The organism is Oceanospirillum beijerinckii DSM 7166, assembly GCF_000422425.1.
Lineage (GTDB): Bacteria > Pseudomonadota > Gammaproteobacteria > Pseudomonadales > Halomonadaceae > Oceanospirillum > Oceanospirillum beijerinckii.
The window spans coordinates 1-14,105 of sequence record NZ_AULT01000070.1; the positions used below are offsets into that span (position 1 = coordinate 1).

General features: G+C 48.4%; 10 protein-coding genes. 2 read left to right on the forward strand and 8 right to left on the reverse strand.

From position 1 onward, the window contains the following. On the forward strand, positions 1–227 hold a 227-nt coding region (locus H579_RS0117530), incomplete at its 5' end, for a transposase (RefSeq protein ID WP_028301767.1). A gap of 272 nt (positions 228–499) precedes the next feature. Here H579_RS0117530 and H579_RS26260 read toward each other — a convergent pair. From H579_RS26260 to H579_RS0117565, 7 genes are all read right to left on the reverse strand, one after another. Beyond that, the gene (locus H579_RS26260; RefSeq protein ID WP_051227812.1) at positions 500–1,576 is read right to left on the reverse strand and encodes a potassium channel family protein; all 1,077 of its coding nucleotides are present in this window, start codon (positions 1,574–1,576) and stop codon (positions 500–502) included. Between the two features lie 290 nt (positions 1,577–1,866). Next, positions 1,867–3,000: a BCCT family transporter gene (locus H579_RS0117540; RefSeq protein ID WP_028301768.1), complete on the reverse strand. Its 1,134-nt coding sequence runs from the start codon at positions 2,998–3,000 to the stop codon at positions 1,867–1,869. A 364-nt stretch (positions 3,001–3,364) separates the two neighbouring features. After that, a complete protein-coding gene (gene betA, locus H579_RS0117545; RefSeq protein WP_036566600.1) occupies positions 3,365–5,086 on the reverse strand; it encodes a choline dehydrogenase in 1,722 nt (573 codons plus the stop codon). A 209-nt stretch (positions 5,087–5,295) separates the two neighbouring features. Then, positions 5,296–6,756, reverse strand: coding sequence for a betaine-aldehyde dehydrogenase (betB, locus tag H579_RS0117550; RefSeq protein ID WP_028301770.1), 1,461 nt, complete (start codon positions 6,754–6,756; stop codon positions 5,296–5,298). 828 nt (positions 6,757–7,584) lie between these two features. After that, complete coding sequence (locus tag H579_RS0117555; RefSeq protein WP_028301771.1) at positions 7,585–10,599, reverse strand: ATP-binding protein; 3,015 nt, start codon at positions 10,597–10,599, stop codon at positions 7,585–7,587. Between the two features lie 130 nt (positions 10,600–10,729). Next, positions 10,730–11,449 (reverse strand): hypothetical protein, encoded by a 720-nt coding sequence (locus H579_RS0117560; RefSeq protein ID WP_036566602.1) that lies wholly within the window; start codon positions 11,447–11,449, stop codon positions 10,730–10,732. A gap of 407 nt (positions 11,450–11,856) precedes the next feature. Further along, positions 11,857–12,375 (reverse strand): glycine cleavage system transcriptional repressor, encoded by a 519-nt coding sequence (locus H579_RS0117565; protein WP_028301773.1) that lies wholly within the window; start codon positions 12,373–12,375, stop codon positions 11,857–11,859. 304 nt (positions 12,376–12,679) lie between these two features. Between H579_RS0117565 and H579_RS0117570 the strand changes: the two genes are divergently transcribed. Next, positions 12,680–13,546 (forward strand): substrate-binding periplasmic protein, encoded by an 867-nt coding sequence (locus H579_RS0117570; RefSeq protein WP_028301774.1) that lies wholly within the window; start codon positions 12,680–12,682, stop codon positions 13,544–13,546. Positions 13,547–13,937: 391 nt separating this feature from the next. On the opposite strand, the gene H579_RS28720 is transcribed toward H579_RS0117570, so the two are convergent. Beyond that, positions 13,938–14,105, reverse strand: a 168-nt coding sequence (locus H579_RS28720; protein ID WP_028301775.1) for a transposase, incomplete at its 5' end; no start/stop codon positions are given.

A 14,105-nucleotide genomic window follows, 5' to 3' on the forward strand; every position in this document is an offset into this window, starting at 1 on the left:
CAAGGGCATTTCCAGCAGAGAAGATGGCACATAAGTTAAGGACCAAGGCAGGACGAGCGATCTATGCCTTACGTAAACAAACGGTTGAGCCGGTCTTCGGTATTATCAAATCGGTCTTGGGCTTCCGTCAGTTCTCGCTACGAGGACTGAAGGGAGTGACAGGAGAATGGAGCTTGGTGTGTATGGCCTGGAATCTAAAACGAATAGCCAAGTTGCGCCTAAAATAAGGTATTGAACAGGGATATTCTCAAAAAATAGGAATATCCCTGCATAAATCGCAATTTTTTCTGATTTTTAAGCCTATTGACAGCTTAAGTCCGACAGGCTGCTAGAGCCTCTTTATTTCAGTCCGGTGCTTGATAGCAAAAAACCTGCAGCCACAGGCGCAGCAGTCAAGCTATACCTCAACAAACCCGTTGCTGAGGTTTTCTTTATCCAGACTTATCCCTGTTACCGATCAAGGGGTTGTCTATCAAGGGTTCGTCTATTAATCGTCCGGTTACAACTGCCAACGGGCTGCTTTTTCCCAGTCGATCTCTTCAGCCAGTAGACGCTCCTGAGAGATATAGTGGATATAAGACCCGGCTTGAATCGGTGAGTCCTTCTCCGGGTTCAATCTCAGATCATCTCCGGTACGACGTTCTGAAATACCGTACAGGGTGGCATTATAGTCCAGCATCAGTGCCAGTTTCAGGTTCAATACCTTCATGGGAGGGGCTGAATCCGGCACCACCAGACAGTAATGGGTTGCACCTTTACCTGGGTCCAGAAGCTGACTAATGCCGCGCGAAGCGCCAGGATCTTGCATGGAACGCGCCAACTGTTCTGCGGTACGGTCAGAAAAGCATTCCACATTACGACAGTGTTTATCCAATAGCTGAGAAGCACTTTCGTCATGGAAAAAGGCCACCACATGGCAGGTGTCTTTAACTTGGGGGGAAACCTTCAGGGCAATGGTGATCGTATCCTGATCATTACTGGCATGAATCATCACCCGATTGGCCTTAGACAAGGCGATACGTTTTAACTCTTCATCATCGGTATAGCTGCGCACCCGGGCAAAACGTACATCCGGGTTATCCAGCATAGGGTGAGTTAAGTTTTTATCAGTACTGCAGATAATGATATGACCATTTTGGCGACGTTTATCTTTCAGTACACACTCGACCGTCTTCTGGCTCACGACAGGGTGCCAGCCAAACAGAATGACATGACCGGTGTAGTCGGAAAAATCCCGCTCACCTTGAATACTTGCTTCTCTCATTTTCTGGAATATCCATGCAATCTTAGTCAGTCCGGCGGCATACAGAATAATCGTAGCCGGGATCATGTAAAAGGTTAGAAACAGTTTGCCAGCAGGAGTGGTGGGCGACAAATCACCAAAACCCACCGTACTGCCCACGACCGAACAGAAATAGATAAAGTTAATCAACTCTGTCAGTGTGCTTTCGCCAGCCAGGGAAAGACCAATCCAGCATATGCTGTAATGAAAGAACATAAAGGTGAAAAACACCTGAGGCGATAACACCTGTACATGGTAAAGCAGTTGTTGATAGAGCTGCCGTAGAACCAGCATTAAACATTCACCTCCAATTCCTTAGGAGCACGTTCAGTGTTCAGAGGCTCAATACAACAAGCATGCCATAAAAGAGCCATGAGTAATGGCTATTCCTTATAATGGAACAACCTTGAGTACATTCTATAATAGGCAAATTGCCTACCGTATTAAATCACTGATCGGTTAAACACTGTTTACGCAAAGCGCTAAACCAAATGACAGCTCTAAACCAAAACAGGCCGCCTTTCGGCAGCCTGTTTCATTTGACCGATGACAATCGGCAAGATCAACGTCCTCTTTGAGAGAGCTTAGATCGGTTGCAGGCGCAGCTCACCCTGACGCTTCAGTAGCAGCATATAGATCACCGCATACAGGCCAATCACCAACAAGCCAACCCACTCGATAGCAAACGGCGTGAACTGGTAGAGTAGAACCAAGCCATACATAACAACAAAGTTGCCCATGATGTATTTCGCCTTACCAAAACGCTCGACGGTGATATTCATATTGCTGGTGTACAGGCGGACCAGGGAATCCAGTGAGTTGATCACAAAGATAGTACCCACAGTCACCATCGCCAGCTTCATCATCTCAGCCACTTCCAGGGCATTGCTGTGATAGTAGTAGAGGACAGAGAACCACAGCGCCAACGGAATAGAAGGAATCGTCAGCAGTGCCAGACACAGCTGCCAGGTTTTCAGACCACCGACAAAACGCGCCACAAACTGACCAATCATGATGCTCCAGGAGAACCACCAGAACAGGTAGAACTCATGGTAATCGGAGATCGGCAGTACAAAGCGATCCAGATTGGTGAAGTAGCCTCCGATATTGCTCATGGTGCTGGCCAGCTCTGGCAGACCCAGGCCTTCGGCACCGAACATAACACCGGCAATCAACAGCAGGAATAACCAAGTCGAAGCCACACTCAATACGGCAATATAGCGAATATCGGTACTGGACATAATTGCCAGCATCACTACAGCGGCTACCAGACCAAAGCGAGCCGGATCAGAGATCCCTTCCACGTAGGTTGGCAGGTAGGACAGAAACAGGAAACCGGTAAAGGCACAGGTTGCCACTACTACGATATTGTTTACCACCTTAACTGCCGGAATTTCGAACAGCTTTACCTTGGGTTCAATGACACAGAAGTAGAAGGTGGTCAGGAAGTAAAAGCCCCACACCAGACCACCCCAGAAGCCAAACTCAATGGCCAGAGGGTTGGTAAACTGATAAGCCGCTTCAGTGCTATAGGTGGGAAATTCACTCAGTGGGAACATAATCAGTCCCACATCCAGGCCGGAGGTAAACAGAATCGCAATAAAGGTAAACAGACTGCTGGGCATTTCACCTTTACAGATAATATTGCGACCTTTCAGCACAATAAAGGCTGAGGTCAGTAGGGTGGCAATAATCGCCACGGAAAGAATCATAGTCATAACCGGAAAACTCCGTTTGTTATTGTTGTATCGGCCCTACATACATTCAGGGAACCTGATGTGTATGCCGTTTAACCTCATGGGGTCTAACTGGGGCTCTTGCTATAACACAGGTGTCCTGCTAGGCAGGATGTTATCCTTAATCAATCCTTTTCCCCTTTTCTCAAGCCTCTCTCAAGCTGTAGGGGGGAGGAGCGTACAGGTGGCGGTTGCGCCAGCACAAAATAATGGCTGCCTGATAGAGTCATAAATGAATCCTTTTAATTACGTTGTTTGCGTTGAGGACGTTCTCTGCCAGCTTCGTCAGTGAAAGCCTCTTGTTTGAAAACATGGGGTTACGGAAATCGTTTTCCCTGACAACGGTTTATGCCGCTGAGGATGCTTCCTCGGTTATCATGGGACGTGTCGGAGTGCCCTGACGCTGGCGCTGCTGCCACTGCTCATCGATCCATACCGGGGCATCCAATGAAGGCAAAGCAGACTTACCCATAATCATGTCTGCAGCCTTTTCTGCCACCATGATGCTGGGTGCATTCAGGTTGCCGTTGGTGATGGTTGGAAAGATGGAGGAGTCCACGACACGCAGAGCTTCGATGCCCCGTACACGACACTCACTATCCAGTACTGCCATCGGATCATCATCTGCGCCCATCTTGCAGGAGCAGGAGGGGTGATAGGCACTTTCGACATTCTGACGTACCCAGGCGTCGATCTCTTCATCGCTCTGTACCTGCATACCCGGTTGAATCTCATCGCCACGATACGCATCCATCGCCGGTTGATTCAGAATCTCACGGGTCAGGCGGATACAATCACGCCAGTCCTGTTTGTCCTGTTCGGTGCTGATGTAGTTAAAAACGATGCCTGGTTTAGCGTGCGGATCAGCGGACTTGATCCACACCCGACCACGGGATTCCGGCTTGTTAGGACCGACATGAACCTGGAAACCATGGCCATCAAATGCAGCCTGACCGTCGTAACGCATGGCGGCTGGCAGGAAGTGGTATTGGATATTGGGCCATTTCAGACCCGCGCGGGAGCGGATAAAAGCGCAGGACTCAAAGTGATTGGTGGCACCCAGGCCATCTTTAAACAGAATCCAACGAGTACCTATCAGGCCCTTGCTGATCAGGCCCAGCTTGCTGTTCAACGAGATAGGCTGTTTACAGTGGAATTGGAAGTAAACTTCCAGATGATCCTGCAGGTTTTCACCGACACCAGGCAGGTCATGTACCAGCTTAACACCGGCTTCTTTCAGTACCTTGGCAGGACCGATGCCAGACAATTGCAGCAGCTGAGGTGAGCCAATAGAACCGGCAGAGAGAATCACTTCTTTTGTAGCGTCTACCTGAGTGATCTGACCATTTTTCTCATACTCGATACCGGTGGCTTTTTTACCTGTGGTGATTACCTTGCGGGTTAAAACACCGGTAAGCAGTGTCAGGTTAGAACGCTTCATCGCACGGCGCAGATAAACGTTAGAGGTGGAGGCGCGTACACCCTCTTTGACGGTCATATGCATAGGGCCAAAACCCTCTTGCTGATAACCGTTGTAATCCTTTGTCGTGGGGTAACCGGCATCTTTACCGGCATCGATAAAAGCCTGATACAGCGGATTCAGCTTCATATCATTGCCGTTACAGGTGGCCAGTGGCCCCTCGCTGCCGCGATATTGATCCGCACCCTGATGCCAGCTTTCCGCGCGTTTAAAGTAGGGCAGACAATCCTGATAGCTCCAACCCTTAGCGCCCTGTTCTTCCCACTCATCAAAGTCACAGGCGTGACCACGCACATAGACCATACCGTTGATGGAAGAGCCGCCGCCTAACACCTTGCCACGAGGGCAGTGCAGTACCCGGTTATCCACATCCGCTTCCGCTTCGGTTTCAAACTGCCAGGCGTATTTTTCCGTATTCATCGGGTATGACAGCGCAGTCGGCATCTGAATAAAGATGCTCTTATCACTGCCTCCGGCTTCCAGTAAGAGTACCTGATTTTTACCATCTTCCGTCAGGCGATCGGCTAATACACAACCGGCTGAACCGGCACCGACAATGATGTAATCGTATTTTTTATTAGTAGTCATAGTGATTACTCACTTACAAAAAAGAGCGTATTTATCCCCTACGGCCTGATCGCAATGATTAAAAGCTCAGGGAAGGTTTGTGCAGGGGCTTAACAGGGTTTGTCACAGGCCTTCTTTGTAAACCACGAAGGCCCGTTTTAAATGTGTTACTTATTACTGATAATGAGTGGTTCATCACTGGCAGCTAACCTGTGATGACAAACAGTACATTAGGCGTATGGGCAGTCCACCTCACCCAGCTCAACAAAGACACTCTTGGTTTGGGTGTAGTGATTCAGGGTTTCGATACCGTTCTCTCGGCCCAGGCCTGATTGCTTGTAACCTCCTACCGGCATCTCGGCAGGCGATGCACCCCAGGTGTTGATCCAGCAGATACCAGCCTGCATCTGAGCAATCACACGGTGCGCACGGGAGAAGTCTTTGGTAAAGACACCCGCAGCCAGACCATACTCGGTATCGTTAGCGCGGCGGATCACTTCCTCTTCATCACTGAACTTCAGGATCGACATCACAGGGCCAAAGATCTCTTCCTTCACGTTAGGCATATCATCTGTGCAATCGGCAAAGACGGTTGGCTTAACGAAGTTACCTCTGTCCAGACCATTCTCTGTAGCGCGTTCACCACCACACACCAGACGGGCACCGGCTGCTTTCGCCGCGTCGATAAAGCCCAGCACTTTTTCCATATGCTGCGTTGAGATCAGCGCCCCCACCTGGGTGTTGATATCGCTTGGATCACCGATAATCATCTTCTCGGTACGTGCTTTGACTTGCTCAACAAAGGCGTCATAAATATTTTCATGAACAAAGACGCGGGTGCCATTGGTACAAACTTCACCCTGGGTATAGAAATTCGCCAGCATGGCACCGGATACCGCATTGGTCAGATCCACATCATCAAATACGATCATCGGTGACTTACCGCCCAGCTCCATGGTGACCTCTTTCAGGCTACCGGCCGCATCGGCCATCACTTTTTTGCCGGTACCACATTCACCGGTAAAGGAGACTTTGGCAATTTCAGGGTGACGGGATAGGGCTTGACCAACACGATAGTCACCCTGTACCACGTTAAACACACCATCCGGCAGACCGGCTTCGGTAAAGATCTCGGCCAATTTCAGTGCGGTGAGAGGGGTTTCTTCAGAGGGCTTAAAGATTAAGGCATTACCCGCGGCTAGAGCAGGACCCGACTTCCACATCGCAATCTGAATCGGGTAGTTCCAGGCTCCGATACCGGCACACACGCCTAATGGCTCACGGCGGCTATAGAAGAAATTAGTACCGCCCAGATCCTGTTGCTCGCCGTGCAAACTGGCCGCCAGCCCTGCGTAGTATTCGATCACATCGGCACCGGTGACAATATCGACACAGTTCGCTTCCTGCAGCGGTTTGCCTGTGTCCAGCACTTCAAGCATCGCCAGTTCATCATTGCGCTCACGCAGCAGTGCTACGGCTTTATTCAGAATACGACCACGTTCCATACCGCTCATGGCTGACCAGACTTTAAACCCCTGTTTTGCGGACTCTACCGCAGCATCTACATCTGCCAACGCAGCCTGTTGCACTTTGGCCAGTACCTCTCCGGTGGCTGGATTCAGGGTTTCAAATGTCTCGCCGGAGGTCGCATCTTGATAACGGCCATGAATATAAAGAGAAGTCTGTTGCATCTGAAAGCCCTATTTAAAACGAAATAAATAATCTAAAAACCATTACTGCCAAACCGGCTGATCTATGTTCATCCCCTGATAGGTCAGCCGGTTCATCGAATTCACTTAAGTTGCGCCAGCGCATAAAAATTGGACCGGTCCACAGAACAGATCAACGGAGCCGTACTGTTCAAAGATCGATAATCAGAGCCGTATTTCTCCCAATCAGATCTCTCGATCCACATGCCAAGTTGAGAGGAAACGGCCTGTTTCGATTAGCCAATTTTATGGCATCAAAAGCAAGCTCTTGACTTTAACCATCTTAAAAGCCCGGCAAAATATGGGTCAAACAGTCAATTCTTTTCGGTTTAGATAAGCTGTGCTTATGTGAAAGTTTTAAGGCTGTGATAAACCGCAGAAAATAAGAGGGACAGAACCTAAGTATGAGGCCAGTGCCAGAACAAAAAACAGGCTATTGATCAATCGTTAGATAAAATAAAAGCGTATATTCAACAATAAGTTAGCCGATATTTTCTTTTTAATACAGGTGAGGAGCAGACAGTTTTGTGCTAGGGTGAACAAGATAAGATCCGCGCTTAAGCTCCCTCTGAATACTCTAATATCAGCTATACGATATGCAGCCAAAGACCGTTTCTTTATGGTTTAAGCTTGCCTGTTCGCGCCCCGTAATACGGTGGTGGGTCGCTTTTGGTCATTTATACCCTTATTCTCTATCCTCCTTGTTCCCCTCCGGCTACTGACCGGAGGGGAGAGAGGTATTTATGTTGGCGTGCTTCAACTATTACCAGCGTCATAGGCGATGTTTTTAGGGCACAATAAGCGGACGATTTATGACTCCAACTGCTGCATCAATTTCTGCAGTGCCTCTTCAGCAATCTCAAAATCGAACTCCAGCACAGAGCGCTTGACTCTCGACATCAGCGCTTCAAAAGGCGTCCCAGTGGCTTGTTTGTGCAGTAACTCAGCCGTGGTCAGTGCATTGGTGTCACACTGATCCAGTAATACACTAAGCTCCGCCAGCTGGCGCATAAAGGCCTGAGCATTAAATTCAACGACCGGTTTGTCATGCTGAGCAAGCTGTTGCTGACATTGGCGTATACTGTCATAGAGCGTCTGAGCAGACTGCGCCAATCGTTCCTGTAACACTTGATTTTGCCTGGCTTCCAGCGTATTCAGGTGCTCTATGGTATTTACCACCGCAGCCAGATCCTCTGCACCCAGGTTAGCGCAGACACCGCGTAAACTATGGGAGTAAGCTTTAATGGCCTGCAGGTTATCCCCCTCAAACAGTTTGCGATAATCCTCTACCAACCCACCGTAGCTTTCTTCAAAAATCACCAGCAACTGCTGATATAAACCTTCATCACCGGAGAGTCGCCCTAAAGCAGCACGCACCTTAAGGCCTGGAAGATCGGTCAGATCGTTAGAGATCTCAAGACTGGAAGCGATGGGTGCTGTCAAAGCGCCCAAACGATTTTTATCGGGTTTGATCCAGTTGACCAGGGCAGCCATGAGCTCTTCCGGGTCAATCGGTTTGGAGATATGGCCGTTCATTCCCAGGGCCAGGCTGCGCTCTTCATCATCGCTCATCGCATTGGCGGTTAATGCTAATACCGGCAGCTGATCAAAGCGTGACTGAGCACGAATATGCTTAATAGCGGTATAGCCATCCATCACCGGCATCTGCATATCCAGTAGCAGGATATCAAAACTCTCGCGATCCAGAATATCCAGTACCTCCTGACCATTGGTCACACAGGTGGCCCGTATGCCCATTTTTTCCAGAATACCGTAAGCCACTTCTGTGTTGATCGGGTTGTCCTCTGCCAGTAGAACGCGAGCACCGACAATGCGCTCAATTTCACTGCGAATACCCGCTTCATTTTCGGGTTTCAAGGTGGATCTGGATTTCTGGTGCCCTAACGCGCTATGCAGAGTATCGACCAGAATAGAGGGGGTGATCAGGTCTGTAATGGTATGCAGATCGTAGTAATCATCCCGGTTGAGAATGCTGGCATTGCGTGGAGAGGTCATTGCCACCAGCGGCAATAACGCAGCTCCCGGCACCTGTAGCCTCAACTGGGCAATATAGTCCACTAATTCAAGCTGACTATCGGCTTCATCGATAATAATCAGGCAATCCGGTTGCTGGTGTTGCAGTAACGCATCGACCTCCTTCAGCCGCTCAAGATCACAGGCTGTGGTGCAAAAGGGCACAGCCAGACTCTGTAGCAGAGCCTCAAGCTCGTAGTTTTTCCCGATCACCAGCAGACTATGGGCGCTGAGATCCCTAAATGCAGTTTCTGGTACAGTACCTATGCCAAATGGGATTTCGGCCACCACCTGAGTACCTTTTCCAACTTCACTGTTGAGCGTAATAGTCCCCCCCATCAATTCCACCAGCTGACGGGTAATGGCTAAACCAAGCCCCGTACCGCCATATTTACGAGAGGTGCTGCTATCCGCCTGGGTAAAGGAGTCAAACAGTCGCTCCGCATCTTCCTGCGCGATGCCGATACCGGTATCGGTGACCTTAATCGACAAGTGAATCTCATGGTCTGAAATATCCATCGGTTGCAGATCCAGTAACACCTTACCTTCATCGGTAAACTTGATCGCATTGCTGACCAGGTTGGTCAATACCTGATTCAGACGGACAATATCACCGCGCAGATAGTTGGGAATTGAAAACGCCCGATGCACGCGGAAGATAATCCCCTTTTCGTAGGCGCGAATATGGTTGATGTCGTAAACATTCTGCAGCAGTTTATCCAGCTCAAAGTCGGTATCTTCGATATCCAGCATACCGGCTTCGATCTTAGAAAAATCCAGAATATCGTTGATAATATTGAGCAGATTACTGGCGGAGCCGTGAATTTTATGGAAATAGTCCTGCTGCCGGGAGTAATCCATTTTCTGGTCCAGCGCCAAGTGACTCAGACCGATAATGGCATTCATAGGTGTACGAATCTCGTGGCTCATATTGGCCAGAAAATCACCTTTCGCCTGGTTCGCTTCCTCAGCAACTACTCGGGCCTGTTCTGCCGAAACCCGTTCCAGTTCCGCAGATCGCTTGGCTTGCTCCAGATCACTCATCGCCTGCTCCAGGCTTTTGGTTTTCTTTTTGATCTCAGCAAAAGCGATCTGATTATTATTAGTCAGCCAGACAATCACCGAAAAGGCACCGATAAAGGCCAGAACAATAAAAGCCATAAGATAGGCCAGCCCCAGCTGGTTTTCAAAACCCAGAGCACCAAAGGGAATGTAGATCACCTGGAGTCCACGCACATCACCAACCTTCCAATCGTCCTTGGGTGTATCCGGGTGACTGTTATGGCAGGCAACGCACTCTGCAGACATTCTCATCGGCGAAGCATAAGCAATAGTTTCATGGCCATTGCGTTCAATTACTTCTGAATAATCAGGCTCTGCACTGCCGGAAAGACGCGCCATGGCTCTTTGCTCAAAAGACGTCATCTCGCGACTGGTTCGCCAGGGAAAGGGGTAGCCGCTGACAATGGCCATATGAAGATTTTGATCGGAGCTATTGATCTTTTTCGCCATATCGATACTCATGGTCGCTGGAATAGGCAGCGCATTTTCCCGGCCCCGATATTCATGAGTCAGTTCGATATCTGTGCTGTGCAGCTTGCTGATAATCTCAGTGGAGTAAAACTGGCGGAACGTATTGATCGCATTGGCGTAGGATTCCGCCGAGCGCAGTAGAGATGATTGCTCAATATTGCGAGTGTGCCAATAGGTGATCAGCATCAGGCTTGCGCCGGTAAATGCCGCTATCATAAACAGTAAAAAAATCGTCTTGGCAGACAAACCTCGAAACAAGGTAACCTCCTTTACCCCAAGCTATTTTTCATCATAACCAATAATATGGGCATCAATGATGTAGCTTGTTGAAATATCTAGTCACGTTTCTGACGCAGCCACCCTGGCATGCCGTCCCGAAACATCCATTTTATTCCCGCTCAATCATCTCTAAGCGTAACTGAGTGATATAGGAAGTAAAGCGCCAGATAATGACTGCAACCAGTAATAAAATAATCGCCAGCGAGGGTAATAATTGACTTTTAAGCTCAACCACCAGGGATTTGGTCTCTTTCATCTCTGAAGAACGATCGGTGTAAAGCTCTGCAACACCAATGATACCCCCCTGATGATCCCGGATAGGAATATAACTGGCGACCAGGTCGCGATCGAACACTTCACCATCCAGGGATGAAAACTGCCCCCGATAGGTGACCTGGCTGGCTGGAATGCCCTGTACGGCACTGGAAAAGCCCTTGTTACCCTGCTTGCTTTCGCCTACCTGAGACAGATCGCTGGAGTAAAGGGTAATACCGGAAATATTATAGATTTTGGCCTTTAATACATCAGTGCCAAACATAAACTGACGCACCCGGCGGTCCACCCGGTCCAGCTCGACTTGAGTTAAAGCCTGCTTGGTATCTGGTTCATAATCAGTCAACGCCAGATCCTGATGCAGCTGGGGATAAACCTCGTTGATAAACACCTTGGTAATGGTTGTATTACCGGCCTGAGTGGCCTTGATCACTGCTGTATATAAAGACTGCTCCATGGTTTTGGTCAACAAAATATAGACCCCTATCATCAGCAGTAAACTGATCAACAGGAAAATATAGGGAAAACGTGCTTTCTTTAATTTCTGTGTCGCCATCACCACTTAACTCGCTGTTGGATTCAAGAAACATCCCTACTTTAAAGTGATCAATATACATCTTTATAGTGGGAAGACAATGACCTATCCGTTGCCTTATGACCTTTATCAAGATCGGTTAATAATGCCACTGTTGTCCGTATCAGGCACAGCTCATAGCGCTTTTTAAGGTATTCTTTCAGGATAGGGTTATTTGGTATGCTGGCAATGACAAGTGTTATGGCAGAGTATCCATTGGATTGATGCTGATAGGCGCTTTGTTGTTCTTCCGAAAAAACGCAGCAGGAGTACTCCTAATGGGGTTTTCTCAGATCTTGTGTGCAAATAAGATGTGACTGCTCCCCGCCCGCATTGGGCGAGGGTTGACGCGGATTTTTGCTAAAACGCCGCTTATCCCTGCAACAGGGTTAGCTGTTCAGCGTAATATCTACCATCAGATCGCTGGCAATCGCTTCCAGTGCATCCTGTAGTTCATCCAGGTCGGTATCGGCAGCGGCGGACAGGTTGGCATGGGCTTTAAACAGCTCTTCAGCAGACATGGAGCCGGATACCAGCTCTGTGTTCAAACGTTCAACATTCACCTTGCGTTGTGACAGCGCCAGGGAAATATCGCGGACAATGCCGGGCTTATCATGGCCCACCAGCTCCAGTGTAAAGCGTTGGATATTTTCTTCTGTCGTCGGCTCATCACTACGCTCGGCAATAACCTTTAATCCCTGACCTGCCAGAGCAGACAGTGCCGTTTCCAGAGCATCTGCTTGTTCGGCCGGAACTTCGGTAATTAAGATACCGGCAAATTTGCCTGCCAGTCGAGACATACCGGATTCCAGCCAGTTACCTTGATGGTTTGCAATGGTTTGCGATAACAATTCCACCAAGCCTGGTTTATCGGGACCAATAACGGTCAGTACCAGAGATGTCATCATACGTAAGCTCCTATGATATGTAAGCAGCCTGGGTTCTACCCGGTGGCCTTATTGTATTTATCCATCTGTAAAGAAATGGCTTGTCAGCACTATAACACCCTTGTCCAGTGCCAAAAGAGTTAGATTAAGAATAGCCAGTGTCATTTCCCTTACAGTTCCAGTTTAATTAAACCCAGCTGATATACAGTAGTGAGTCTAATGAGGATTGGTTAACCTTATACAAGGTATGGTATTTTGCTCTACCTGATAACATAAAAATAACAACTACCGCTATCTTCTGACGGACAGATTTAACGACACCGCCATGCTAAATCAACGATACCCCTGGGTGCTATCCCTGATGATACTGGCTTCCTGGCCTGGATTGACACAAGCGGAAGCAACATCCGCTGGCTCAGAAGTTCGACTCTCAACCATCGAATATCCACCTCTATTTCAATCCACTAGAATTCCTGGCAAAGGCTACGGCGTCGCCAGTGACTTAACACAGGCTGCATTTGAAGCCGTTAATATCCGTGTTAAGTTTGACTATATCCCCATGGCCAGAGCCGTGGATTCAGTCATTGCCGAGCACCACCCGGCTAATCTGGGTTCGATTAACTGGTTTATCAAGGACCGGAAGGATCAGTCGGTCAAAGTGGTCAACCTGTTTAATATAGGCTTTAAGCTATTTTACAAAAAAGTACGATTTCCCAAAGGCTTAGATTATGAGCGATTGAATGATCTGAAAACGCTTCAGATCGGTAATGTACGCGGCAGCTCAACGACACCGGTGGTCAATAAAGCGGGATTAAATATCCGTTGGATCAGCACATTGGAACAAAACTTCAAGATGTTGAATGCGGATCGTATTGATCTGGCCGTGAGTGGTGAAACCGCCGGTTGGACACTGATTAAATCCCTCTACCCCGATACCAGTTATCAGTTTGAAGCCGCCAAAAAACCGATTCATCAGGTGCCCATTGGCTTAGTATTCCATAGAAGTGAACGTAACCTGATTGAGCGTTTTAGTCAGGGCATCGATATCATTCTACAGAACGGTACCTATATGAAAATCGTACACCGTTACTACGGCGATGAAGTGCTGGACGAACATTTCCTGACCCAGAATATTCGAGAGCGTCAAAGCTTGCTCAACGAAGAGCCGAACCCTTTATGGACTACTCAATAGCTTGGAATTGAAAAGAAAATAAATCGGCTATCTTGAAGAGCATCATAGCTTGGCCCAGCTCTTTTTTGACCATCTTTGCCACCGTGACGGATGAAGGTAAGATCAATTAGTGACTGCTCCCCGCTCGGCATTGGGCGAGGGTTTACGCGGATTTTTGCTAAAAACAACAATACGACGGCCGTTCAGGAAGACCTGCTTCTATACGTGGTCACTCTAAGTGGGCATAAAGTGCTGTGTGTGACATCATTGACATCCTCCCCGCCCTAAAGGACGAGGATTCCTACAGCTAGCAGCCTGTCGGACTTAAGCTGTCAATAGGCTTAAAAATCAGAAAAAATTGCGATTTATGCAGGGATATTCCTATTTTTTGAGAATATCCCTGTTCAATACCTTATTTTAGGCGCAACTTGGCTATTCGTTTTAGATTCCAGGCCATACACACCAAGCTCCATTCTCCTGTCACTCCCTTCAGTCCTCGTAGCGAGAACTGACGGAAGCCCAAGACCGATTTGATAATACCGAAGACCGGCTCAACCGTTTGTTTACGTAAGGCATAGAT

Excerpts from the sequence above, each read along its gene's own strand:
- H579_RS0117560 (WP_036566602.1), bottom strand. The coding sequence starts at position 11,449 with ATGGCGACACAGAAATTAAAGAAAGCACGTTTTCCCTATATTTTCCTG.
- H579_RS0117565 (WP_028301773.1), bottom strand. The coding sequence starts at position 12,375 with ATGATGACATCTCTGGTACTGACCGTTATTGGTCCCGATAAACCAGGC.
- H579_RS0117570 (WP_028301774.1), top strand. The coding sequence starts at position 12,680 with ATGCTAAATCAACGATACCCCTGGGTGCTATCCCTGATGATACTGGCT.
- H579_RS26260 (WP_051227812.1), bottom strand. The coding sequence starts at position 1,576 with ATGCTGGTTCTACGGCAGCTCTATCAACAACTGCTTTACCATGTACAG.
- betA (WP_036566600.1), bottom strand. The coding sequence starts at position 5,086 with ATGACTACTAATAAAAAATACGATTACATCATTGTCGGTGCCGGTTCA.
- H579_RS0117540 (WP_028301768.1), bottom strand. The coding sequence starts at position 3,000 with ATGACTATGATTCTTTCCGTGGCGATTATTGCCACCCTACTGACCTCA.
- betB (WP_028301770.1), bottom strand. The coding sequence starts at position 6,756 with ATGCAACAGACTTCTCTTTATATTCATGGCCGTTATCAAGATGCGACC.